The sequence below is a fragment of the Citrobacter sp. Cpo069 genome (genome assembly GCF_030332785.1).
GTDB classification, from domain to species: Bacteria; Pseudomonadota; Gammaproteobacteria; order Enterobacterales; family Enterobacteriaceae; genus Citrobacter; species Citrobacter portucalensis.
Genome location: NZ_JAOWHD010000059.1, coordinates 25,268 through 51,171 on the forward strand (window position 1 = coordinate 25,268; position 25,904 = coordinate 51,171).

Here is a 25,904-nt window from a genome sequence, read left to right on the forward strand (position 1 = left end):
TAATTAAATCTGAGCGGGGCAATGTTATGGCTGAATTTGTCTTGGGTATGCTGGAACACACGCCAGTTTGGGTGTATCTGCTATTTGCCTTTCTACTTTACAGAGGGATTAAGGCCAGAACACCCGCCACCGTCACGCTGGAAAAGCTGGCGCTGATCCCGGCTATTTTTCTGTTCTGGGATATCTACGATTTAATCACTTATCGCGACCCGACCCTCATTACCTATATCCAGTGGACGATAGGTATTATCAGCGGCGCGATAATTGGCTACATATTAATTAACCCAGACCGTTTGAGCCGCAGTAGCGCACCGCGGAGTATTCATCGTCCGGCAGATTATTCCGCATTGCCATTTATGCTGCTGGCATTCGGCGTTAAGTACGTTCTTGGCGTACTTAACGCCATTGCTCCCGACGTTTTACGTCAACCCGCAATGAGCGCTCTGGCTATCATTACAGGCGGCATGTTCGCCGGCGTTTTTGTGGGGAAATTTACCCGCTACGTGAGCGTCTGGCTCAGACTTCCCACTCAGGACAACTATTAACGTCCCCAACGATTACGAATATAGGTCACGGCTTCCTGCGTTTGCGGTTGATTAAGATAATCTTCGCGAAACAGGATCGTGCCGTTGATGTACGGTTCGGATTCGTTTAAATCGAGCTGCTTTTTCAGTTCCGGCACACCGCCTTTTACCGTCCAGTCTGGCTCTTTTCTCGATGGTTCACCAACTTTATACAGCGCTACACCAATGTAGAGGCGGGTGTTGGTTGATTTCACGACATCTGCCCACCATTTTGCCAGTACATCGTAACGCGCTGCGTCGCGGGCAAAAGGCCAGTAGAGTTGCGGTGCAATGTAATCCAGCAAACCTAGTTGCACCCAACGGCGGGTGTCTGCATACGACTCATCATACGCTGCCGCGCCGCGCGTGTCGGAGCCCGCTGGATCGTGCGAACGGTTGCGCCACACTCCCGCAGGACTGACGCCGAATTCAACCTCAGGCTTAAGTTTCTTGATGGTCCGCGATACCTGGGCAATCAGCCGTTGCGTGTTATCGCGACGCCAGTCAGCCTTGGAAGCGAATCCCTGGCCGTATCTTTTGAAGGTCTGGCTGTCGTTGAGCGCAGAGCCGGGAGATTCGGTATAGAAGTAATCATCAAACTGCACGCCGTCAACCGGGTAATTCTCAACCACTTCCGCCACGATGCTGGTGATCCAGTCGCGCACGTCGGGAATACCGGGGTCTAACACAAAACGCTCGCCCGCAGTGCGGATCCAGTCCCGATGCAGGACGTATACGCTGGACGGCGTCTGTGACAGCGTGCTGTTTAATTCAGAGACCGTCGAAGGTTTGGTGTTTACGGACACGCGGTAGGGGTTAAGCCAGGCATGAACTTTCATTCCGCGTTTATGCGCTTCATCGAGCATAAACTGCAGCGGATCGTAACCCGGATCCTGGCCAATCGTACCGGTCAGGGTATCTGACCACGGTAGAATCTTTGACTTCCACAATGCGGTCCCATCGGGCTTAACCTGGAAAAAAACGGTGTTAATACCAAGCCGTTTCAGGTTGTCCAGCTTATCCGTCAGCGCTTTTTGCTGCAGGCTGATGCGTACGGCAGGCGAACTGATGTTCACGGATGAGATAGGTGGCCAGTCTAGACGTGAAACTGTCGCCAGCCAGATCCCGCGCACTGGCTCCTTGCTCTGCTGTGGTTTGCTCACCGGAGGTAGCGGAGTGGTTTTGGGGCCGGGCGGTTGTGAAGAACAGCTGCCAAGTAACAACATACTGCCCACAAGTACAGCAAACCATTTCATGTTGGTCAGCGGTAGTCTGGCACGAGAACGGGCGAGAATATTCGCCAGTTTTTTCTGATAATTTCCTGAAAAGAAACCGGATGCTGCCATCTGATTTTGCTCTTATTTCTTTTTATTGCGGCTGTTAGCCCAGGGATCGAAGGCCGGTTCGGGGGGGTTGTTTGAGGCCAGGTCATGCAGCGAATCAAGGTACAGCGCTTCAACTTCTGCCCGCGCCCACGGCGTACGGCGCAGAAACTTCAGACTGGATTTAACGCTCGGTTCATTTTTAAAGCAGTTGATATTAATGCGTTGCGCCAGTTCAGCCCAACCATAACGTTCAACCAGGGCATTGACCTGCATTTCAAGCGTTACGCCATGTAAAGGGTCTTTAGAAATATGAGCATTCATATGAAGTCCAGTTCAGTGGTTCCAGATTTTGTCAGTAGTGTGACGGGAAGAAGGTTACAAGAAAGCAAAGCTGCCAGCAACGGCAGAAAGCGGTATGGCGCGACAAGCCGTACGCCATACCGGCAATGGATGTCTCAATACTCTTTAAAAGCCAGTTCCAGACGGGCAATCAACGGTTTAAACAGGTAACTCATCAGGGTTCGTTCACCGGTCTTGATCGTCACGCTGGCAGGCATTCCCGCTTTAATTTTGTAATCGCCCAGCAAACGCGCGCCCTCTGCTGAAACCTGTACTTCCGCAAGGTAGTAAGGCTGCTGAGTGGTTTCATCAATTAAGCGGTCCGCCGAGATAGTCAGAACCCGGGCCGGAACCGACGGCAACAGAGCATGGTTAAGGGCAGGGAAAAGCACATCAACGGTTAAGCCGGGGACCAGTTTATCAATGGCATGCACGGGTATTTTGGCATCAATTTGCATCGGTTGTCCGGCGGCGACAATATCCATAAGATGTTCGCCGGGTTGAATGACGCCGCCCACGGTACTGACTTTAACATCCAGCACGATACCGTTAATCGGTGAGCGGATCTCGGTGTTATCCAGCTCGTGACGGGTGGACACCAGTTCATCCTCCAGCATTGCCACTTCTTTTTGGTTTTCCGTCAGTTCAGACTCAACTTCACGTAAATATTGATGACGCACCTGGTAGGCTTTAATTTTTAATTCGTTTTGCTGCGATTTCAGTTTGGCAATATTAAGAATATCTTCTGAAACGCTGCCAGATATTTCAGCCGCTTCGCGCTCCAGCACCAGTAATTGCGCTTTGGGGTAATAGTTCTTTTCGCTCAGCGCGCGAATAGCCCCCAACTCCCGGTTAATCAGGGAAAACTGGTGGTCGCGATAGCCTTTTATTTTATTGAGATTATCCGTTTGCCCAACCAGACCATCGAGCGTCTCCTCAATCATCGACAGTTCGTCCTGAATCGTTTTGCGACGCGTATCGAAAAGCTTGGCCTGCAGATTTCTGACTTCTGTCAGCCGTTTATTGCCAGAGAATTGCTGCGTCAGCGTCGTATTAAAGACGATCGCTTCCAGGCCATCGCGTTCTGCCAACAGGCGATCTTCGATACTTTTTGCAGAAATATACTGGGCATTTAACGCGCTGAAACGCATTTCGAGCTGCATTTTATCCAACCGGACGAGAACCTGATTTTTCTTCACGAAGTCGCCTTCTTTGATAAAGATATCCGTTACCCGACCGCCGCTCAGATGCTGAATAGTTTTGCGGTTACTCGATACGGTTACCGTACCATCAGCGACCACGCCCGCATCTAATGGAGCTTGCACTGCCCAGAATATAAAACTACCGACACCAAGCACAATGACGATCACGCCCCGGATAATCGGCGACCAGATATTGGTATCTACGCCAGCAGATGCCGTGTTGTGGGGATTCTTTTTCATCATCAGGCCTCACGTTGCTGTTCAGTCGTTGATGGAGAAGGCGTAGCCACCGGTTTCAGTACGTTGGCCTGACGCAAATGGGCGAAAACCTGATCGCGGGTACCAAACTCCTGTATGGCGCCATCGTTAAGCAGCAAAACCTTATTGACCACGCCGAGCAGCGTCGGGCGGTGTGAGATAATGACGGTAGTTTGTCCCTGTGTACGCAGGGTATTGATGGCTTTAACGAGTGCAAATTCGCCCGCGTCGTCAAGATTGGCATTCGGTTCATCAAGCACGATGAACGCAGGATTGTTATACACGGCGCGTGCCAGCCCGATACGCTGCCGTTGCCCGCCGGAGAGCTGGTATCCGCCTGCGCCCAACAGCGTGTCATAACCTTGTGGCAAGCGCAGGATCATCTCATGAACGCCTGCCAGTAATGCGGCGGCGACGATAAGCTCACTGTCATTCTGCGCGAAGCGGGCAATGTTTTGCGCGATGGTACCGTCAAACAGTTCCACATCCTGCGGCAGATAGCCAATAGACGGGCCCAGCAGCGCTTTATCCCACTGACAAATATCTGCGCCGTCTAATCTGACTTTCCCTGATATCGGTTTCCAGACGCCAACCAGAACCTTTGCCAGCGAGGTTTTCCCTGAGGCTGAGGGGCCGATAATCCCCAGAACTTCACCTTGCTCCAGCTGGAATGAGATATTACGCAGTAGCGGGGAAGGCTGGCCGGGGGCAGCGGCGAAGACGCTTTCGACGCTGATGTTGCCGTTCGGACGCGGCAGGGTCAGTACCTCTTTCGGTGCCGGATACTCCTTCAGCAAGGTTGAGAGCTGATGCCACGCGCTACGAAACTGCACGAACTGCTTCCAGCTGCCAATAACTTGTTCTACCGGGTTGAGGACGCGGCCAAGAATGATCGAGGCGGCGATCATCAAGCCCGGAGTAATATGGCCGCCGATCACCAGTAAAGCCCCGGCACCCAGCGCAATAGATTGCAGCAACACCCGCACAAAGCGGCTGAGGCTACTTAACCCGGCCGTTTTGTCGGCAATCTGCGTTTGTAGTGCCAGCACTTTGTTATGTTGCTCCTGCCAGTTGGACTTCAGGGTCGAGAGCATACCCATCGCCTCAATGGCATCGGCGTTTTGCAGCTGTTTATTCAGTTTGCTGGCATTGTTAATGGTTAAGGCGTGCGCTTGCTGAATCGGGCGCTTGGTAGAGATTTCAGATACCAGCGTCAGAATGAATAATAACGTTATTCCGCCGAGAGAAAGGTATCCCAGCAGGGGATGGACCAAAAAGGCGATGAACAGATATATCGGCGTCCAGGGAATATCCAGTAAGGCGAATAGACTATTCCCGGAAAGAAACTGACGAATCTGATCCAGCTCGGCTAAAGATTGCGCCGGGTTGTTATCGCCGGTAACCATCTTTCTTTTAAAGGCTGCGTTAAAAACCAACTGGCTTAGCTTTATATCCAGCCGGTTGCCAAGCCTGACCATAACCTGCGCGCGGGCAGATTCAATCATGGCAATAACGATGTACAAGCCGACAATCAATAAGGTTAACATTAACAGCGTGGTGGTATTTTTACTGACCAGCACACGGTCGTAAACCTGTAGCATATAAATTGCCGGCGCCAGCATAAGCATATTAATCACACAACTAAAAAACAACAGCATCAGAAAAGTGGGTTTCGTTCCCTTTAATGCATCATTCAGTTCTGTTGGCGTATGCTGGCGCGACATAGTCTTCTCCTTATACGATCAATGAACTATTGCCATTGTTGCTGGCAAGGGTAGTGGGCATTTCCAGATAAAAGTCACCAATATTCACGGTGGTCGAATTGACGCCCACCAATGTGATGGTATCTGTACCGATAGTCACAATGGTGTTGCCATTGTTTCCGGTGATAGACACGCTGCTGGCAAAATTGCCCGCGTTGATACCTAACAAGACGAGATCAAGGAAGTCCTGCCCGCCGTTGGGGTTACTGTCAAAACCGGTAATTCGGTCCTGCCCAAAGTTGGCGCCAAAGGCGAAGATATCGCTCCCGGCACCACCGTCCAGAATGTCGTTACCTTCCTGACCATTAAGAATATCGTCCCCGCTACCGCCGGAAAGGGTATCCGCGCCCGCACCGCCAATCATGACGTCGTTACCAACTCCGCCTTGCAGGTTATCAGCGCCATCTCCGCCATCGAGGAAGTCATTCCCGATACCACCAAACAACTGGTCGTTACCGCCCATGCCGAACAGATAGTCGTTACCGGTCCCTCCCGTAATGGTGTTCGCAATGGCATTACCGGTACCGATAAAACTACCGCTGCCGGTAAATACCAGCTCTTCCACGTTATCGGTGAGGTCGTAGCTGCTGAGGTTGGTTCGGACAACGTCCGTGCCACCATTCACACCTTCAATAACTACATCACCGAAATCATCAACGATGTAGGTATCATCGCCCGTGCCGCCGGTCATACTGTCGGCACCAAGCCCGCCATCAAGCGTGTCATTACCGGCATCACCTTGCAGAATATCTTGCCCCGCCTGACCAGAGAGGTTGTCGTTTCCCGCACCGCCAATGAGCAGATCGTCACCTGCACCGCCGAGTAAGGTGTCATTACCGCCTTCACCGCGTAGGATATCGCTCCAGGCAGTACCGACGAGGGTGTTAGCCCCGTTGGTACCTACAATCAGATCGCCCACGGGCTGGGTGGTGGTCGACGTCAGGACAACAGGGGGGTTGCCTTCATCGTCGACGACGGTAACGACCACCTGCAACGTTCTGCCAACCATAGCCTGACCCGGCGTATAGGTGGCGGAAGTCGCACCGTTAATGTTGACGAATCCGGTTGGCGAACTCATTCTCCATTGATAAGTGAAATTACCGCCGCTCAGACCATCGGCGTCAGCAATGCCTGAAACCACTGCGGTCAGCGTCAGGCTTTCAGTTGGGGTGAGGTCGTTAATTACCGGCACACCGGTCGTGGCCTGATTTCGCGGTAGGATCGCCTGAGTTTGTGCCGACACAAGGGTTTCAGCGTCACCCATGCGGTCGTTAAAGCTGGCTACCACACGCAGCGGTGCGCCCTGAATAGTGCCAGGCACTCTGAACTCAACGCCGGTTGCCTGATCTCGCCATTGGCCGTTGACGAATGCCTGCCAGGTCATGGTGATGGCCACATCCGCCGCCAGCCCGTTACCATCCAGCAAGTTCGCCACGTTGACGCGCAGCAGGTCGCCCACCGAAGGGTTAGGGTTACTGATGGTAAGATCGCCCGTCGCTTGTTGCCCCGTCACCCACAGCTGCTTCCCATCGCCAAACTCGAGCTTTTCGATGTTCAACAGGCGATCGATGCCATCATTCAGGTTCAGCGCGGCATCCGGCGTGGCGTGATCGACGCGCAGGCTACCGTCCGCCATACGGGTAAAGACATAGTTGCTGCTGACATCACGGTACACCGCGACGTCAGTTTCCGTGCCGTTACCTTCATGCAGGATTTCTCGCACAATCGACAGCTGATTCGGTTTCAGCGTGCCGGCCAGCATGTACGATTTCAGTTCAGCCATACCTTCGGCGCTGGTGAGTCCTGCCATACCCGTAACGGCAATACGCACGTTGAGCCATGCATCACCATCAATGATATCGTTTCCGGCTTTACCCATAATGCGGTCGCTACCGCCACCGCCGAGTAAAATATCGCTACCATCATCAGGATTCAGGAGCACCGCGTCCGGATTTGTAGAACGCTCTACGCCGAGAATAGCCTGTAAACCGGTGATCCGATCCGCACCTTCCTGGGTCAGGTTGTTAGAGAGGGGAACGCCCTGAACAGGCGCAGTACCTATCGGCTGTTCTGTCCCGGTCAGGATATCGTCGTATTTCCAGCCCGACAGCCCTTCAACAAGATCAAAACGGTCGCGTAGAATAAACTCCTGCTGGTTGACGAAAATAGGGATCCCAAGGTCAGAGTTAGCGCCATTTGGGTCGCCTTTATGGATAGCCCAGTCGAAACCGGCCATGCCATTATTGCGCTGGATCCCCGCGCCCTGAACCATGATGTCGTCACCGGCTTCGCCATCGTAGTCGGTGTCGTTACCCTGACCGTTGAGGACATCGTGACCGATAATGGTACTGTTGAAGAACAACTCGGAGTTGTCACCCGCCAGCGTGTCAAACCCGTCACCGCCTTCCAGCCAGTCATCGCCTTCGTTGCCCATCAGGAAATCACCACCCGAGCCGCCAAGCGCAAAGTCGTTATCCTGACCCGAGAAGACCTCCTGCGCATCTTCGCCGACCACCACGAAGTCGCTACCACTGCCACCAAAGACCAGATCGTTTCCGTTACCGGAGAAGATAACGTCATGTCCGGCATCACCGTGCAGGAAGTCCGCATCACCAACAGGCGTACCGGTATCGGTAATAATGTCATCACCGTCACCGCCATGGACCACGTCTGCTTCGTCGCCGCCGTCCAGTCGGTCATCTCCGCCATCACCCCACAGACTGTCGATCCCTTTACCGCCGATTAACGTATCATTGCCTGCCGTCCCTCCAAGCACCACATGCCCATCGCCGGTATATTTCAGATACCCGCCATCGGCAAAACTATCGCCGTCAACATCCACACCTGGGTCACGACGCACCAACAACGGCGAGAGCAGATCCTTCAGCGGATTACCCCATTTCGGATCGATTTCCGTTTGCAGCACGCGGTTCACTTCAAAAATATGGTCCGGTGTCTGGAACAGATTTGCGGGCAGGTGGGAGGATCCCTCATCACCAAGATCGCTGTTACGCATTACCAGCGCGGAAAACGAGTTGGCCTCCAGTTCATTGAGTAAGTTCAGTCCCTGAACGCGGCTCAGATAGTAGAAACGATCGCCGTCCTGAAGCATTTCCATTTGTGTTTCAAAGACGAAGTTGAAGGTTGAGCCGAGCATGCCGCCAAATTCATTTTTGCGCTCTGCCAGCCCGCCAATCCAGAAATCGACCATATTCAGGCCGGTCTCTTTGGTTGCCCACGCTCCGGTACTGTTAAAGAAATCCATCGCATCCGCAGGCGGGGCATTGTTAGCATCACCAAACAACAGGAAGTTTACCGCTGCACGCTTACCTTCAAGGCTGGTGGCATTGAGGATCAGCTCATGCTGACCATAGGCGGCCATAAAGTTAATGATTGAAGCGGGATTTTTCAGGTAGGTAGTGAAGTCGGCCCAACTGGTATAAGGCTTCAGTTGACTATCACCGCTTAATGCAAAAAACTGCTCGCGGGCCTGGTTCAGCGTCGGCATTGCGGTGTCACGGCCACGGGCTATATTAAGCGCGCCTAAATCGAGAGGCAGGCCGATGAGATTATTACGCAGAGCATCGGTAATAAATTCATCAATTTCGTTACCCACCTGACGCGTCATACCACGCACAATTGCGCCAATAGCCTGATCGTCCGTGACGGTGGCCCCGTTGATTTGATTAAATGCTACCGGATTCAGGAATGCTGAAATCAGGTCAATATCACCGCTTTGCATATCAATGTCGGTGCGCGCCACGGTTTCTGTCAGCATTGAATGCCCGAAACGGTAAACCACATGCGCAAACTCGGCAAAGATCATCGGGTTTATATCCGCCGTGTTGGAGAAAACAAACGGATCGACGGCGGGTTGTACGGTACGGGCAAACTCCTCGAAGACGAGGTGCTGATATTGCATTTCCGTGGAGAAACGACCTGCCTGGAATAGGTACTCACCGTTCCATACCAGCGTACTGGTATCGGCAGGTAATTCCGTGATTTGATGATTGGGCATCAACCACTGATTAATGAGGTCGATATCACCGGTTTCCAGCAGTGTTGTTTTATATTGCTCAACCAGACGGTTATGCTCGCTGTGAAAAACGGCGTGCACCGCGGTTAAACCTATATTTTCGTTCCCACGCCCGTCACCGGTAATAAAGTGACGATCGAGCAGTTCGTTATCATAGGTTCCTGCCGGTTGCGCTCCTTCGCCCCCAATCGCAGTGTCATCATCTGCCAGCAGACCCGCTTTTGGCGCGGCAGTATGCGCAATATCATCAAGAAACGCATGGCCGGTGCGGAATGTTCCCTCAGGCAACAGACCGCCGTTGGCTTCAACCAGTCCCCCGGTGGTAACAATCTGTACCTTTCCATTTTCACTTAAAATCAAATTACCATAGCGATCCGTAGCCAGCAGGGGAACATTAAACACATCCTGATCGGTGAGTTTAATGCCAAGCAGAGTTTCAGCCTGGTTTTTAACGTCGGCCCAGGTCGCCAGTCCACCGTTCGCACCGCCTAATAAATTCCCGGTAGGCTCAGGTTTCCCATCAATAATGACGTATTCGCGGATGAAAATCTGATGTGAAGGATGGGAGGTGTAGGTTTGGTTTTGGTCGATGAAGGGGGTAGTCAGGTTTACTGTCTCTCGGTTTTCATCCACCGTTGCCCGGGTTAATAGCATAAAGTTTGTCGACGACCCTTCAACATATAAAGGGTCATCCGGCTGTAGCGGAATGAAAACGATACCGTTGCCTCCTTTGGGAATCAAATCCAGACCGTGGTCAAAAAACTGGCCAAAGAAGGTCATCCAGCCGTTAAAAGCAGGGGAGAGACCGATATCGGGAGACTGGTTAGGAATGGATAACGTTTCTCCGTCTCCTGTAATAGTCCCCCCGCCGGGAGCATCTTTTAACGCGTTAAATACCTCCAGTGCGGCTGGGTTAGATGCCGTTTGATCGGAAATTAAGTTACTAATAATACGTGGGTCGGCATCAATAACGGTGCCACCAATTTGGATATAACTGGTCATTTGGTCCGCATCTTGCCAGTTTAACGCGGTTAATCTCGGCATTGTCTGGTCGGCAGAGCCATATAACTCCTGACCCGGTAGAAGATTATTCCATGAACCATCTACCGTGCGAAGTCCATAAGGTAATAGCGGACTGGAAACTAATTCCCTAAGCAATTCAGCATTAACGCTACCATCTGGGTTAGTTGCCGCTTCGGATATTTTGATCTGCTTAAGAATAAAAGCAAGATCGTGCAGGGTGACAGTAAAGTCATATTGTGAGGCCATAAGTCATTACCCCTATCTTTACCTGTATTAGCTATCATCACTCTTTTCTTCCGCTTACAAAAAATGACAGAAGAATGAGTCGTATCAGATACCTGATTGTTATTGCATGATTAAAAGTCCATATTTTAAAAATGATGTATCCATGACCAGATTAGCGTTATTCTCCTGAGGATTAGTTAGCACAATAAGATATTCACCTCACTTATATATTAGGTTTTAGAGGGTAATGACCATCGTGTCCCATTGAAATCAAAGACATATTTGAGACACGATGTTTTGAGAAGACAAGGTCTCCTCAAGGCTGTAACGGTTTTACTTTTTAAAACGCATATTACAGTTATGTGATGATCATAACTATGGTTTTTCCGTTGGCGACTTCACTCATACTTTTTTATGAAAAGATTAAATTTTCATTTCTTTACATTAGAATTTATGTCAAATCACTTATTAAGAAGAGTTCTCATTAAGTCGAATTTTAAGATGTCGTTGTGTTGAATTATAAAATTTAATATTGGATAAAATTTAACACGACATCATTCCTGATGCCTGATTATGCTATTAGCATAAATCAATACCGTGTGATAGCTGACCCTACGTTTAGTAAAGAACGACCTCTGCAAACAGGTAATACAATGAAAAAAAATATAATTTTTCTCTCCGGGATGATCTTTTCATCGGTCGGTCACGCCAGTGCGCTCTATTTCTATGAAATCGGAACGGAGGATACCGCACTGGCTGGTGCAGGGCAGGCCGCTCGTGCTCAGGATGCCTCTACGCTGTTAACTAACCCTGCGGGGATGACTCGTTTACCTGACCATATGGTCACCGGAGGATTACAGGCGATGGGCGGAGATATACCCTATACGCTGAATAATACGACAGATGGCAGACAAAGCCCCGGTAATGTAATGACGCTTTTCCCCAATGCCAGCATGTTTTATACGCAACGGCTGAGTGATACCGTTTCTGCCGGTTTGGGTTTGTACGGTAACTATGGGTTAGGTATCGACTTCGGCAACTGGGCAGGGGATCGGTTAATTAAACAAATGTAGCGCTTTCGATGCCAACTGACGATGAATGGCGACTTGCCACCGATGCACAGTACCAGATTACGCCAGCCAGCAATATTGGCGTTGCCGTTGAGTATTTGCACATGCAGTCGTCCAACGTCAAATCTGATATCTTTGCAGGCCAGTATAAGAACCCGTGGTTATGGTTTGCCAGTGTCAACTACAGCTATCAATTCTAGCGCCGTTATTCCCGATTAAATATCTCACGCATTGTTAATAGTCACCATAGCGGATTATCTATCCGACAGTGTCTGGTAACCGTCTGCTGGTGGTCGTATCACACACGCTCGTTTAAATAAAAATAAATTTGTACTTTTATTATTTAGCAATTTATGGTTTTAATATGAATCTGTACTACCTTCATGGAATATAGGTAAAAGCATATTGTTTTCAATCTAAATAATACAGGTTTGATTATGCAAATTTCACCTCCGGTACGCCCAGAACAAAGCATACAACGTTTAATGCAAGCACTTGAACCGATTGCAGAAAAGATGAAGGTTGTGCCGCGGCGGCGTATCATGTGGAAATACAAGAATAAGCCTCAACTCTACCTTTTTTTGCAAGGGGAGCTGTCCATTTTACGTTCTTCTGATGGTCTGTTAATCGTGACCGTCTATGAACCCCATCTGTTCGGTATTGCCGAAATGATCCAACCGGTACACGGCCATTTATTGCGCGCTGAAGCAGAATCAACCTTATTACGCGTCGATGCCGATAAAGCACGAGAACTCTTTCATCAACAAGGCCTGTGGGAAGATGCGGCGGCAGTGCTTTCATATCATACGGGCTATCTTTTTTATCGTGATGATTTAGTCGTACAGCAGCGTACTTATTCGGTGATACGTAACCACCTCGAAGAGATGATTTTGTTGCCGGAAGAGACGCGCACGCGAGTCTCTATTTTGGATTATATTCAGGATCGGACCCACTTATCGCGCAGCAGTGTTTTAAATGTTGTATCTGCGTTAAAAAAAGGAGGGTATATTGATTTTGAACGCGGAGGGTATCTTACTTCCATCAATAAATTGCCTGAGCGATTTTAAATAAACCCGAAAACAAGTTACAAATCGATCATCTAAATTTAATATTCTATTGTAGTGGCATGCTAAATATCAATCGTAAAAAAACCTCCTCATCATTCTCTGAGGAGGATTTCTTGTTATTCAATAAGAGAGTTCACGGACTGATTAATGCTTAACAGTCCTGTTTGATTATGCTCCTTATAATAAAAATTGTTCATTTGCTGCATTTGTTCGAGCTTGGTTAAAGAAGCATAAACCTGGTATGCCTGGCTATGAACGTCAAACATCTCTCTTGGCTTAACCTCATGAAGATATTCATTTTTTAACGAACTCACGACGTTTTCAATTTGCTGTTTATTATCCTGATATAAGGACAGAGATGCCGAGTCACTACTTGATTTTGACTCGGGTTGTGCCTGAACAACGGGGATCACCATTTTATTGATTTTAACAACTTTCTCTGGGGGGGAAGTATTACAGCCAGAAAGCATCCCAACAATGAGAAGTAGATAGAGAGTGCGCATATATAGTGTTCTAAAGACAATGGATGCCAGCCATTATCTTTTTATACAGTCAGGTGTCTACAGCTATTTTGTTTAAATAAAAACAAAAGGAAATTTAAAAATAAATGTCATTGCATTACATTGTTTCATAAGACCATGTTAGCCTACGAGCATTAGATCATGGAAACCTGATAAATATAGTATTACGGAAGCTTCTCAACAATCAGAGCAGCAGGGTTTCTTTTTTCTTGATAATATATTATTAGCGAGGTTTTATGAAACTTAATAAACTAGTGAGTTATCTGGCTTTAGCTGGTGTGTGTTCAACATCATTAATATCACTACCTGTATTGGCACAGGAAGGGGCAAAAGATGCGACTGCTCAGACCAAAAGTGCGAATGACGCCTTATATGGTCAATTGCCATTCACTGATAAAACCGATTTTATGAACGCACATAAAGGTTTTATTGCTCCACTTCCCAGTGAATTGATTAAAGGTAAGAAGGGAAATGTTGTTTGGGACCCTCAGCAATATGCCTTTATCAAAGAGGGCGAAAAAGCCCCCGACACGGTTAATCCAAGCCTGTGGCGGCAGTCGCAGTTGATCAATATTGGCGGTTTGTTCCAGGTCACCGATGGCGTGTATCAAATCCGTAATCTTGATCTCTCGAATATGACAATTATGGAAGGGAAAGAGGGTATTACGGTCATTGATCCGCTGGTATCGGCAGAAACCGCGAAAGTAGGAATGGACCTTTATTATAAGAATCGCGGTAAAAGACCCGTTGTTGCCGTCATTTATACGCACAGCCATGTTGACCACTACGGTGGCGTTCGCGGCGTGATTGATGAAGCTGATGTAAAATCCGGTAAAGTGAAGGTATATGCACCGGCTGGTTTTATGAAGGAAGCTGTATCTGAAAATATTATGGCAGGTAACGCCATGAGTCGCCGAGCCAGTTACATGTATGGCAATCTGTTGAAACCGGATGCAAAAGGTCAGGTCGGTGCGGGTCTGGGAACGACAACCTCCGCGGGTACGGTGACGCTGATTGAACCCACTAACTATATTACCCACACCGGACAGAAAGAAGTTATCGACGGCCTTACCTATGATTTCATGATGACGCCGGGATCGGAAGCTCCTTCTGAAATGCTGTGGTATGTAGAAGAGAAGGGAATGATCGAAGCTGCAGAGGATGTCACCCATACGCTGCATAACACTTATTCATTACGTGGCGCGAAGATCCGCGATCCGCTGGCATGGTCAAAATATATCAATGACGTTATTGGCCGCTGGGGTGGAAAGGCAAACATTATTATTGCTCAGCATCACTGGCCGACCTGGGGTAATGAAAATGTGGTGAAGTTAATGAAAAGTCAGCGTGATATGTACCGTTACATCAACGATCAGACGCTGCGCATGGCTAACCAGGGGCTGACCCGTGACGAAATCGCCGCTAACTTCAAACTGCCGTCTGGTCTGGAAAAATCATGGGCCAGCCGTGGATACTATGGTTCTGTCAGCCATGATGTGAAAGCAACGTATGTCTTTTACCTCGGCTGGTTCAATGGTAATCCGGCAACACTGAATGAATTACCGCCCGTTGATGCCGCGAAGAAATATGTCAATTATATGGGCGGCGCTGATGCAATCATGCAAAAAGCGAAAACGGATTACGCCCAGGGCAATTACCGTTGGGTGGCGCAAGTCACTAACAATATTGTTTTTGCTGATCCGAGCAATAAAGAAGCCCGTAATCTGGAAGCCGATGCCCTTGAACAAATGGGTTACCAGGCTGAGTCCGGTCCATGGCGTAATTTTTATCTGACGGGTGCACAAGAATTACGCAACGGTGTGGTAAAAGGCGCGACACCAAATACCGCCAGCCCGGATACCGTTAAGGCCATGTCACCTGAGATGTTCTTTGATTATCTCGCGGTACATATTAACGGAGAAAAAGCAGCAAATGCGCAGGCAGTCTTCAACGTCGATTTAGGTGCTGACGGCGGTAAATACAAACTCGAACTGGAAAACGGTGTTCTTAACCATAGCGCTGATGCACAGGCCAGCAACGCTGATGCCTCCATTACGCTTAACCGTGCAACGTTGAACAAAATCATTCTCAAGGAAGAATCGCTGAAACAGGCAGAAGAGAAGGGTGATGTACAAATTTCCGGCAATCATGCCAAGCTTGATGAGTTCCTCGGGTATTTAGATAGCTTTGATTTCTGGTTTAACATGGTAACGCCTTAACTTTAGAGACAAACCATGCCATAACCCGCCAGCACTGGCGGGTTTTATATTGTTGCTTATCAGAGTATTGAGTTGAACGATGCTGTATAGCAGTTGCTATACATAAGCCTTATGGTATGCTTGTAAAGCAATTGCTATACAAGAGGCTTAATAATGAAATCAGATGTCCAGCTCAACCTTAGAGCTAAAGAATCCCAACGCGCGCTTATTGATGCGGCCGCAGAGATTCTACATAAATCGCGTACAGACTTTATTCTGGAAATGGCCTGCCAGGCGGCAGAGAACGTCATTCTCGATCGCCGAGTGTTTAATTTTAATGATGAACAATACGCTGAGTTTATCGAGATGCTTGATGCTCCGGTTGCCGAAGATCCCGCTATCAGGAAGCTACTGGTAAGGAAACCACAGTGGGATTTGTAACCGCACCTGAGCCACTAACTCACATTCATCAATTGGCGGAATTTGTCAGCGGAGAAATTGTTCTCGATGATTGGTTAAAGCAAAAAGGACTAAAAAATCAGGCTCTCGGCGCAGCCAGGACGTTTGTTGTCTGCAAAACAGACACGCGACAAGTCGCTGGCTTTTATTCACTGGCCACTGGTAGCGTCAACCACACTGAAGTAACAGGCAATCTTCGGCGTAACATGCCAGATCCAATCCCCGTAATTATCCTTGCCAGATTGGCCGTAGATCTTTCTGTTCGTGGAAAAGAGTTAGGGGCCGATCTGCTTCACGATGCGGTACTGCGGTGTTACAAAGTGGCAGAAAATATTGGCGTGCGTGCCGTTATGGTGCATGTGCTCACAGACGAAGCTAAACGTTTTTATCTTCACCACGGATTCAAAGCATCTCAACTGCAGGAGCGAACTCTGTTCCTTGGGCTTTCATGATTGTAATGAGCAGAGGAGGTCAATGGCCAAAAGTGGGCCACATGGGGACTCAACTGAGTACGTATCAAATTGCATTTAACATAATATACATTATGCGCACTAACGTAGATAAAGGCTGAATCTGATGTTTTATGGTCATCCTTGTGCTGCTCAATAATGACGCCTCAAAACCCTTTCAAGCACAGTTTCCTCAACAGCGCTAACAGTTCTGGATGATGGCTCTCGACTACAGCTGGTTATGCAAATAGCTGTTTATGTCTTCTACAATTCCACCGCGACTCTCACTTCACTGAACATTAAAACTGATAACTGTAGTTCACACTGGCAAACCACAGATACGGATTATCGTAACTCCCCTGATAAATTGATGGTGACTGTTGCCAGGCTAAATCACCGGATTAAAAGCGCGACTTGTGCATACGTTCGAGCTGGATTTTGTCTGCTTCACTCGCTGTGTCAGCCAGGGACTGAAAACTATCTGGTGCGTAATAAGTTTTCGGTCGCGGAAGCGATTGCATGGAAGTGCCCGGGTAAATTTGTAACTCGCCCAGGCGCGCAAGCCGATATCCTTCGATCACGGCGGGAAAAGTCAGTTGCAGTGGCGTGGCGTTCTCGTACGAAACTGGGGTTGGTAACCGGTTATGCTCAAGATTATAGTTACGCTTTAACACCAGAAATTTATCTGGAACCCTACGTTTACTGTTCCACCAGTCACCGTCCAATTCGCGAAACTTACGCTCAGTTTCAGTCCGGGTTGCGACGCCAAGTTGCAGTAAAACCCGCTGCAGTTCGCGATCCACCGCCGCGTTGTATTCCGTAATGGATTCCACCCTGCCCTGTAAAATCACGTTGATGGCGATACGAGCACCCAGTAGATTTGAATAGAGATCTTCCGGGGAAAATGCAGAAATCTGCTCAGAAAAACCGGGAACAGACTCGAATCCATACCACTGTGCAATTTCGTGCCATTGAGCCAGTTCAAAGGCCAGATTCCCCGCCAACCAGGCGGCCAATGTGTAACGCTGCGCCATTGCTGCAGGAGGTGTGAAACCGTGTAGCTGTATCCGTCTGACGCCCAATTCTTCGCTGTAAAAAAAACGCCACTGTTGACCAAGTTTTGGATAAATACGAGAAAAGAGGTAAAAGGTGTTATCCGCCGTATCGCGAACGTGAGCTATGTCGATAAACCCCCCACGGTGGGTATAAAGCAGTCCGTCTTTTTCCTCACTCAGTCCAACGATATTTTTCACGGCCCCCAACGCACTATCGTTATAGTGATGACGCCCCAGTGAATTTAACGTTAATACATTGCCAATCTGGTAGACAGGGATCGGCACACCTATCGCCCTGACATGAAGATCATAGCCAAACGCGCAGCATGGGCGTAGTGACTCCGGCGGTGCTAAATGGCTGACAACGGGATACGCCTTATGCGCTTGTTTAAGAGTGAGGCCAGGAACTTCCGCGCAGGCGAATCCGGCTACCAGCAGTAAAAACAGAAATCCTTTAGCCATTCAGAATGCCTCCGCAATTTGAAAATAGAATCCTGCACTCTCTCTCCCAAATCCTAAATCCAGGCGGATATTCATGGCGGGCTTCACTTCAAAGCGATAGCCGACACCCGCATTAGGTAAGATCGGATGATGTCCCATATCGTCAATGTTTCTGCCTAAAGCTCCTGCGCCCAACCACAACACGTAACCATGTCGCCAGTTGAGTTTTTTTCGATATTCCACCTGCCCACTTACCACATCCTTATCCCGATAACGCCCCTGGTAATACCCCCGCAGACGGCGGTCGTCTCCGGCCATTGATAAACGATTCCACGGCACGTCTCCACGAGTGAAACGTCCCCATAAATCGAACGCCAGCACAGTCCTGTCATCAAGTAAAAGGTAACGATCGTACTGAATCTGTGCTGCCGTAAAATGAGTATCTGAACCAAAAGACGGATCAAACCAGGTGTACTCCAGCTTAAAATAGTGTCCATGCTGCGGGCGCGTGACAACGTCACGCGTGTCGTAACTCATACTTACACTGGGTCCAGACGATAACGGCGATGTCTGCGCATTATTTAGGCTGAACACGTCCCCCTGATGCGGATCGTCAACGTCCGCCTGCATAGAAGAAAAATCCCAACCCGCGCCGAGATAAACGCGTTCAGCGATTTCTCGCATCAATACAGGATGCAAACTCACGGAGTTGTTGGTGTAATCCTGTTCATTACCCTGGGCTGCGTCGTAGCCAATGCCCCAAAAACCCGTTGGCACTTTGTTCACTGAGCCGTCCACAAACAATCGCCAACGGTCGTCGGTAAAAAAGGTATAACTGCTGATCCCCATTCCCAACGCCCCGCTGGCGCTGACATAACCCGTCAAGGAAACAGAAGAGTTCTGAGTTGTTTTATCTGCCTCATCCACCCGGTAGATCCCCGCCACCGCCATGCCAAGACCCAGCTTCAGCTCTGGAGTGTAAAATGGCCCCGGCAACACGCTCCAGTTCACCCCTTTTGCCGGATCGTACTGGTTATCCGCACCCAGCTTCCCGAGGAAAGCGTCAATTGAGGGTTGATCCAATGTTAACGCCTCCGCAGACCAGGTCGTCAGAGCCAATAGCGATGTCAACATGACGCGATAACCGTTCATCAGAAGCGATATTCACCGGCAATAAAGAAGCTATTGCGTTCGTTAAATCCAAACTCCGTCAGGACGTTAAATTGTGGTGTAATTTCAAACTGAGTCCCCAGCAGCATGTTCCACGGAGAGGTCAGATTCTGTTTAACATCAAATCGCCCGTTGCCATCCTGGTTTACGGCCTGGATCAGTGGCTGAAGCTCAGCGGGCATATGCAGATCGGAGAGGCTACCCCTGAACTCCTGCTGCACGTTCTGGTACATACTCCCCACCCAGACGCTCAGATGAGATTCGCCCACCGGCCCCTGAAATTTAAAGCGATATCCAACACGGGGAGACACGGTAAGGGCTGAAATTTTGCCATCCAGAATGTCAAAATCAGTACGGGTATAGTTGGTATCCACCAGGGCAAACCAGTTTTCGTAACCTCCTGCCAAAGTAATACCGGTTCCCCAGGTTGTGCCTTTAAAATCGAGAACAAAATCAATATCCTGTAGCTCACCGCTCTGATAAAGCTGATGCACAGATGATGCGATAATGCGGTCAACACCGGTGTAACGCGAAGGGTCTGCATCTACTGAAACATTCGAGACCGACGATCCGCGTGTGTGCCCTACCAGCCCGTAAATGTTCAAAAACGGGAAGATCCACATGTCCAGACGCAGGTTTTCAGTTTTGCTCTGTTCACGCGTATGGCCGGCATCAATATTGAACATATCGACAGGAATCGGGTGATTGCCAAGCGCCAGTCCGGAAAAACTGATGCTATCGACATCAATATTTTGCCGCATGTTCATATAGCTCAGGTTGATGCCAAACGGTAGCGGAATGGCATATCCCCGCGCCCTGGCCTCCTCGCCCCAAATCGGAAACGTGCTGGCATCAGTTTCAGCTGCGCTGGCCACGCCGGAAACCCACAGCAACGGAACAACCGCGTGGAACCATTTCATTATTTGTCCTCATTCATTCCGCTCATCCCTACAGGCCAGAGCCAACATTAAAATAAACTGCTTGTTCGTTATCGCTAAAAGCGACATCTACACCGGTACGCAGTCCGTATTCGCGCGCAATCAAATATCGAATACCGCTGCCCCAGGCCACTTCTGCGCTACGGTAAAGCTCTGATGTACTGTCTGCCGCACTTCCAGCACCGACAAAACCCAAAACAATCCAACGCGACGACATTTGCCAGGCTAACTGCGTCTGAACGGTACTCACGTCATCCCCCTGGTAGCGATAGCGAGAGATACCACGAAGTTCGATATAAGGGCGCGCCATTGGTGGCAGATGTTTATCCTGCTGCGACAGCGTTTGATAGTTCCCTGCAAGTGAAAGCGTCCAGTCGGCGTTCAGTGGCAGGAAAAACTTGCCTTCGAGCGTCAGCAGGTCGTAGCGATAGTCGCCCCCAAGATAATGGCCGTAGAATTGATACTCGCCGCTAAGAGAAAGCCCGCGTCCGGGCCAAAAGAAGTTATCGGTTGTGTCGTATTCCGCTACCAGCCCCAATGCAGAGGTGATGCTGCTTTCACCCAATAGCTGCCGCCATACCTGGTTGACGAGCGGATTATTGCGGGCAGAGATATCCATCTTTGCCCAGAACTGTGATGCTCCCAAAAAAACGGGAGAATCCCCTGCGCGAAAGAGAAGCTTTTGCATACCGCCATAACCGCGAGTTTCGGTTTCCACGGCCCGGTTATTGCCAAAGCCCAATACGTCACCGGAATATATATCCAGATTGACATCGGCATAGCCTCCTGCAACCAGATAGCGAATGTGGTCATCCTGCCAGGTGTGGCGATGCCCCCCACCTACAAACCAGGTACCGTTTTGCGTTCCGCCACCGCCAAACGCGCTCATGGCCGGAGGAATAAACTGCCCATCAACCTGTCGTCCCTTGCCATGCAGAAACAGACCGAACAGGCCGCCGCCATAACCAACGGCCGGTTCGGTAATAACCAGCGGAATCGGTAGAAAACCGTACGGGTTTTCTTGTAAATAACGGCTCATGTCCACCATGCCGTCTTCAGGATCGATAAGCCCTGTCGCCATAGCGCGCCAGCACAGCAGAGGAATTAGCAGAAAAAACCAACGCATTATTTCCCGCCTTCTGGCGGTGTTGCGGGTGCGGTATACCAATTCTCTTTGGCCACCATCACGCTGTTTTCTGGCTGTAGCACAAAATTCGGAGACATAATCTGCACGTTAAATTCGTTGAAGACGTCCTGAATATTGCTGTGCAGTTCATTGCGGGCATCTGCCAGAGATACATCCGGCAGCAGGCGCACCTGCAATTCATAGGAAATATACCAGTCCATCAGACTCAGCTGACGCACCAATGGCGGCTGTGAAAGATCGATTCCTTTGGCACGCTTGGCTGCCAACTCCAGCATTGCGTGGACCTGGCGCCAGGGCGTGTCGTAGCCAATGGTAACGCCGACCGTCAGGTTGACGCCGCCGTTGGTGCTTTGCGCGCTAAGGTTAGTAATTTTTCCACTAACCACTACCGCATTTGGCACGGTGACCACGTAATTTTCACGAGTGATAATTTTGGTCGCGAGCATACCAATTTCGCTTACCAATCCCTCGTTGTCCGCTACCCGAATCATGTCGCCTTTGCGCAGCGCGCGCGAATAGATCAAAACCAGTCCACTCATTGCGTGGTTCATCACCCCGGCCGACCCCAGCGTGAGCATCAGGCCAAAGAAAACGCTGATACCTTTAAACGCCAGTGAATTGGCACCGGGCAAAAAGGGATAGGCTGCAGATAGCGCAAAGAGCCACACCACCACAGAGATCAACTTCCGGGTTGCGCCCACGGTTTCAGGGTGAATTCCAGGCAACTGCAAACGCCCTGCTTCCACCTGGTTGAGAACCACTTTAAGCAACTTCAGGATGAACGCCGTGATGAGAAAAATGATCAGGACGATCATCAAGCCAGGTAACGCTGAGACAATCGACAATGCAATATCACGCACTACGCGTACAGACCAGTCACCGAGGGACTCTCCCCAGACGCGCGTCCAGGGAAACAGGCTAAAGACCCAACCCAGCCAAACGTAAAGTGCAACGATACCCAGCAGGATCATCAACAGTGCGTACAGGCGTGTCTCGATAGCGCCGATAAAACGCCGCCAACTCTGGGGGATCCAGCTTTTGTTCTCAAAAATGCGACGACGATAAACACGTCTGACCCAACGCCAGGAACGGTATGCACCGAACCAAAACAGCACCAGTCCCACCAGACCAGCCACCGTTTTCACCGCCGACAGCGCCAGCCAGCCGCTGTTATACTGATCGTTCAATGCAGACCGCTGCGCCTCCATGCGCGCCAGTACGCGCTGCGCCGCCTGGTCGAGCGTAAGATCGTCTCCTTCGTCGAGATCGCCTTGTGTCAGCAACATCACCGGTTTACCGTTCATCACGATAAGCCTTCCCGGCTGGTTATAACGCGTGACCGACACAACCTGTAACGGTTCGCGAACATCGGCTTCAGTGAAATTTCGTAGCGTATTGCGGATGCGCAGCACCCGCTCTTCTGGCGTGGTAAGGCCGAATTTCGCCTGGAGCATGACAATCGGTTGATGAAAAATATAAACCGTTCGCGCGCGTTCCTTTTCGGTGGGTTCCTGACGAGGTTCCGCCGCATATGTGTTAACAACCAAAGAGGAAAGAAAGCACATTAAAAAAGCGATCACAATCCTGTTCATATTCGCCACCGAAAACGCGAGAATTATCGTTATTATTCAAAAAGCCAACGCAAATTTGATTGCTTTTTTTAGCATAGACCAGCCTTTCACTTACGCAATGTTAGTGAGAATGAGATCTTCATTTGATGTGAAAGATGACATGTCTCTGGGAAGGCTCTTATCTTCATCGTCGCTAATTTGAAACGCATACCTCTGACCAAAAGTACATAGTCTCAATTATTACGTCATGAGATTTTGGCTTTGGAAGCTTTCATTTAAAAATATAAAGCCGCACATCTGTGATTTTTTAGCAATGGTATGTAATCGTTCGTTATATACTGAACCCGGTGACTTCACTTACTTTCAGAAATACGATAATAAAATTGAGTACATATCGGACAATGCGAAACAAAAAAAGCAAAACCATCCTACGCTTCATGCTCTTGCTACTATTTACCTCTACGCTGACGAGCTGCACATTAACCCGTGTTTCCGACAGCACACATGCCAAAGAGGTCGATGAGCTGAATGTTATTGGTCTGAGCCTGGAGGCAGCAAGGCAAAGAGCAACTGAAAAAGGTTTTGTGTGCAGCGAATACGGAAACGTGAACACGGTTGTAACCGAACAGGGTGAGCATCGATGGCTACAAACTGAATGCAGCAAGAAAAGTGCAGAGCTGTTCTGCCCACAAATGCGTTTTGTCGTTCTTAATGTCGATCCCAACACGAATAGAGTCGTTGATGTTGGCAATTATGTTAATCAACACACCTGTTTTTAAAGACAACACCTGCATCTTTTACTAATTATCGTATCGACTAAAGGACGTTATCTTGCTCATCAGAATCATCATCGCAATGGTCGCATTTGCCGGCAACTCCGTACTTTGCCGACTCGCGTTGAAGGGGATGCATGCTGATGCTATTTCATTCAGCAGCCTCCGGTTGATAAGTGGCGCAATTGCCCTTTTTTTATTTATTGCGATAACATCTGACAGCAGAAAATTTGAATTCAAGTGGTTAAATGCCCTGCTACTTTGCATCTATGTTTTTTCATTCTCCATTGCCTATGTTTCTCTCAGCACCGGCGCTGGTGCCCTGCTGCTCTTTGGTACCGTTCAGCTCGTCATGACAGTATGGGGGATAGCTCAGGGAGAAAAGCTCGTAATTTTAAAAATAACAGGAATACTCGGAGCATTGGCTGGAATAGCCATATTGCTGCTTCCTGGTGCAGAACGCCCTTCCCTGTATGCTGCAATAATGATGGTTATTGCTGGGTTAGCCTGGGCGTTCTACAGTATCACAGGGAAAAAAATCACGGATGCTGCTGCCTCTACCGGGGGGAATTTCATCCTGGCAATCCCGGTCGCATTGATTATTCCTCTGTTCTTCCGCTCTCATCTTCATATTGATATATATGGATTAGTTCTGGGCGTGCTTTCTGGTGCAATTACATCGGGAGGTGCATATCTGCTCTGGTATTCATTGCTCCCCTTACTCAGGTCCACAACGGCCAGTACTATTCAACTCAGCGTACCTTGTCTGGCCACTCTCGGTGGGATCATATTTTTGGGCGAAACGCTCACCGTCAGAATCCTTCTCGCAAGCATCATTATTTTGGCTGGAATTGGCTTAGTTATTTTCTCTGATATGAGAAAAGGAGCAAAATAGACTGATTAATTATCGGCAAAGACGATACAGAACATGTTGTGCCAATCGATGATCTGGCGGCAACGCGGGATGCGTAAACTCTTCTGTTTTATTCATACCAAGTCGTATCATCAGATTCTCTGACGGTTTATTCAGCACAGAAGTAAATGAAACGACTTCATTTAGCGCCAGTACGTCAAAAGCAAATGCAAGACTCGCTTGCGCGGCTTCTAACGCCAGCCCCTGGTGCCAGTATGCTTTAGCAAGCCGCCAGCCAATTTCGGTACAGGGTGAAAAATAAAATTTATCAGGTTGTGGATGCAACCCCACACAGCCCACAAACTGGTGTGTTTCTTTTAGCTCTACGGCCCAAAATCCCCAGCCGCGTTCTGCAATACCTTCACTAAATCTATCGGCCAGGTTATCGCTTTCAGCTTTCTGTAGCGGCGCGGGGAAAAAACGCATCACGTCAGAATCGGCATTGAGTGCAGCAAAAGGGGCTCGGTCTTTAGCCTCCCACTGTCGTAATATCAACCTTGATGTTTCCAGCATATTCCTGCCCTTATCATTCATTTTCATATAATCTTCTAAAATAAGTGGCTCATCGGCAAGGTCTTATAACGTCCTTTTCCGACTTTTCCTCTCATACTGGAGATTTATACATGGCCGACTGGAACCCTTCGCTTTATCTGCAATATGCAACTGAACGTTCAAGACCCGCAGCAGAATTACTCAGCCGTGTGGCGTTAGAAAATGTCCGCTCAGTTGTTGATCTTGGTTGTGGTCCGGGAAACAGTACGGCATTGCTGCATCAGCGCTGGCCCACGGCAAAGACAACAGGTGTCGATTCTTCACCTGCTATGCTGAATGAAGCGCGCAACGCATTACCTGACTGCTATTTTATCGAAGCGGATATTAGCCAGTTTCAGCCCGAGCATCCCGTGGATCTGCTTTATGCAAATGCGTCGTTACAGTGGGTGCCCGATCACTATGAATTATTCCCACATTTGGTCTCACAACTGAGTCACAACGGTGTTCTGGCCGTGCAAATGCCGGATAACTGGCTGGAGCCCACGCATGTACTGATGCGCGAAGTGGCTTATGAACAAGATTACCCCGACCGGGGGCGTGCTCCGCTTCCTGGCGTTCACGCCTACTATGATATTTTGACCGAAGCGGGTTGTGATGTAGATATCTGGCGTACAACGTATTATCACATTATGGATTCGCATCAGGCGATTATCGACTGGGTAAGCTCAACGGGACTACGCCCCTGGTTGCAGGATTTGAGCGAAAGCGAGCAGCGTCATTACCTGGCTCGCTACCATGAACTGCTTCAGGATCAATATCCGTTGCAGGAAAACGGCAATATTTTGCTGGCATTTCCGCGGTTGTTTATTGTTGCCAGACGCAATAGTTAAGCGTTTATCATCAGAC

The 25,904-nt window shown here is 49.2% G+C and carries 20 protein-coding genes and 1 pseudogene; 9 read left to right on the forward strand and 12 right to left on the reverse strand.

Annotation, left to right across the window (positions count from 1 at the left end; translation table 11 throughout):
- Positions 1-26 precede the first annotated feature (26 nt).
- Complete coding sequence (locus tag OGY08_RS16115) at positions 27-545, forward strand: hypothetical protein (protein ID WP_071446395.1); 519 nt, start codon at positions 27-29, stop codon at positions 543-545.
- Here the strand turns inward: OGY08_RS16115 and OGY08_RS16120 are convergent.
- From OGY08_RS16120 to OGY08_RS16140, 5 genes are all read right to left on the reverse strand, one after another.
- The gene (locus OGY08_RS16120; RefSeq protein WP_125363641.1) at positions 542-1,909 is read right to left on the reverse strand and encodes a glycoside hydrolase family 10-like protein; all 1,368 of its coding nucleotides are present in this window, start codon (positions 1,907-1,909) and stop codon (positions 542-544) included. The two genes, OGY08_RS16115 and OGY08_RS16120, sit on opposite strands and share 4 nt — an antisense overlap.
- 12 nt (positions 1,910-1,921) lie before the next feature.
- Positions 1,922-2,209 (reverse strand): VF530 family protein, encoded by a 288-nt coding sequence (locus OGY08_RS16125; protein ID WP_125363640.1) that lies wholly within the window; start codon positions 2,207-2,209, stop codon positions 1,922-1,924.
- A 134-nt stretch (positions 2,210-2,343) separates the two neighbouring features.
- Positions 2,344-3,672, reverse strand: a complete 1,329-nt coding sequence (locus OGY08_RS16130) for an HlyD family type I secretion periplasmic adaptor subunit (RefSeq protein ID WP_185757633.1) — start codon at positions 3,670-3,672, stop codon at positions 2,344-2,346.
- Entirely contained in the window at positions 3,672-5,411 is a 1,740-nt protein-coding gene (locus tag OGY08_RS16135) for a type I secretion system permease/ATPase (protein WP_008784775.1), read from the reverse strand. The genes OGY08_RS16130 and OGY08_RS16135 overlap by 1 nt, the downstream gene beginning before the upstream one ends.
- A 10-nt stretch (positions 5,412-5,421) precedes the next feature.
- Positions 5,422-10,755, reverse strand: a complete 5,334-nt coding sequence (locus OGY08_RS16140; RefSeq protein WP_125363639.1) for a peroxidase family protein — start codon at positions 10,753-10,755, stop codon at positions 5,422-5,424.
- Positions 10,756-11,387: 632 nt separating this feature from the next.
- Here OGY08_RS16140 and OGY08_RS16145 point away from each other — a divergent pair.
- Together OGY08_RS16145 and OGY08_RS16150 are read left to right on the forward strand one after the other, a co-directional pair.
- A pseudogene (locus OGY08_RS16145) lies at positions 11,388-12,004 on the forward strand (outer membrane protein transport protein).
- 237 nt (positions 12,005-12,241) lie between these two features.
- The gene (locus tag OGY08_RS16150) at positions 12,242-12,871 is read left to right on the forward strand and encodes a winged helix-turn-helix transcriptional regulator (RefSeq protein ID WP_003832974.1); all 630 of its coding nucleotides are present in this window, start codon (positions 12,242-12,244) and stop codon (positions 12,869-12,871) included.
- A 116-nt stretch (positions 12,872-12,987) separates the two neighbouring features.
- Here OGY08_RS16150 and OGY08_RS16155 read toward each other — a convergent pair whose 3' ends face one another.
- Positions 12,988-13,374, reverse strand: a complete 387-nt coding sequence (locus tag OGY08_RS16155) for a KPN_03583 family lipoprotein (RefSeq protein WP_125363858.1) — start codon at positions 13,372-13,374, stop codon at positions 12,988-12,990.
- Between the two features lie 254 nt (positions 13,375-13,628).
- Here OGY08_RS16155 and OGY08_RS16160 point away from each other — a divergent pair, with 254 nt between their 5' ends.
- The 3 genes from OGY08_RS16160 to OGY08_RS16170 all read left to right on the forward strand — a co-directional run bounded on the left by OGY08_RS16160 (position 13,629) and on the right by OGY08_RS16170 (position 16,501).
- Positions 13,629-15,611 (forward strand): alkyl/aryl-sulfatase, encoded by a 1,983-nt coding sequence (locus OGY08_RS16160; protein ID WP_286566080.1) that lies wholly within the window; start codon positions 13,629-13,631, stop codon positions 15,609-15,611.
- Between the two features lie 153 nt (positions 15,612-15,764).
- A complete protein-coding gene (locus OGY08_RS16165) occupies positions 15,765-16,031 on the forward strand; it encodes a type II toxin-antitoxin system TacA family antitoxin (RefSeq protein WP_125363860.1) in 267 nt (88 codons plus the stop codon).
- Positions 16,019-16,501, forward strand: a complete 483-nt coding sequence (locus tag OGY08_RS16170; protein ID WP_125363861.1) for a GNAT family N-acetyltransferase — start codon at positions 16,019-16,021, stop codon at positions 16,499-16,501. Before OGY08_RS16165 ends, OGY08_RS16170 begins: the two co-directional genes overlap by 13 nt.
- A gap of 398 nt (positions 16,502-16,899) precedes the next feature.
- On the opposite strand, the gene OGY08_RS16175 is transcribed toward OGY08_RS16170, so the two are convergent.
- Genes OGY08_RS16175 through OGY08_RS16195 form a run of 5 tightly spaced genes read right to left on the reverse strand, consistent with a single transcriptional unit; the run spans position 16,900 to position 22,841 of the window.
- Positions 16,900-18,015, reverse strand: coding sequence for a DUF4056 domain-containing protein (locus OGY08_RS16175; protein ID WP_057067514.1), 1,116 nt, complete (start codon positions 18,013-18,015; stop codon positions 16,900-16,902).
- Positions 18,016-19,128 carry a BamA/TamA family outer membrane protein gene (locus tag OGY08_RS16180; protein WP_241176454.1) on the reverse strand — a complete coding sequence of 371 codons (1,113 nt, stop codon included), beginning with the start codon at positions 19,126-19,128 and terminating at the stop codon, positions 18,016-18,018. It lies immediately after the preceding gene.
- A 17-nt stretch (positions 19,129-19,145) separates the two neighbouring features.
- Positions 19,146-20,084, reverse strand: a complete 939-nt coding sequence (locus tag OGY08_RS16185) for a hypothetical protein (RefSeq protein WP_241176453.1) — start codon at positions 20,082-20,084, stop codon at positions 19,146-19,148.
- 28 nt (positions 20,085-20,112) lie between these two features.
- Positions 20,113-21,228 carry a BamA/TamA family outer membrane protein gene (locus OGY08_RS16190; protein WP_502873289.1) on the reverse strand — a complete coding sequence of 372 codons (1,116 nt, stop codon included), beginning with the start codon at positions 21,226-21,228 and terminating at the stop codon, positions 20,113-20,115.
- Entirely contained in the window at positions 21,228-22,841 is a 1,614-nt protein-coding gene (locus OGY08_RS16195) for a mechanosensitive ion channel family protein (protein WP_125363449.1), read from the reverse strand. Before OGY08_RS16195 ends, OGY08_RS16190 begins: the two co-directional genes overlap by 1 nt.
- 380 nt (positions 22,842-23,221) lie before the next feature.
- Between OGY08_RS16195 and OGY08_RS16200 the strand changes: the two genes are divergently transcribed.
- On the forward strand, positions 23,222-23,599 hold the full coding sequence (locus OGY08_RS16200; RefSeq protein WP_020996403.1) for a hypothetical protein: 378 nt from the start codon (positions 23,222-23,224) through the stop codon (positions 23,597-23,599).
- Between the two features lie 52 nt (positions 23,600-23,651).
- Positions 23,652-24,488 (forward strand): DMT family transporter, encoded by an 837-nt coding sequence (locus OGY08_RS16205; protein WP_125363450.1) that lies wholly within the window; start codon positions 23,652-23,654, stop codon positions 24,486-24,488.
- Between the two features lie 9 nt (positions 24,489-24,497).
- Here OGY08_RS16205 and OGY08_RS16210 read toward each other — a convergent pair whose 3' ends face one another.
- Positions 24,498-25,019, reverse strand: a complete 522-nt coding sequence (locus tag OGY08_RS16210) for a GNAT family N-acetyltransferase (protein WP_103014886.1) — start codon at positions 25,017-25,019, stop codon at positions 24,498-24,500.
- 110 nt (positions 25,020-25,129) lie between these two features.
- Between OGY08_RS16210 and tam the strand changes: the two genes are divergently transcribed.
- Positions 25,130-25,888: a trans-aconitate 2-methyltransferase gene (gene tam / locus OGY08_RS16215; protein WP_048226509.1), complete on the forward strand. Its 759-nt coding sequence runs from the start codon at positions 25,130-25,132 to the stop codon at positions 25,886-25,888.
- The last annotated feature ends 16 nt before the right edge of the window (positions 25,889-25,904 follow it).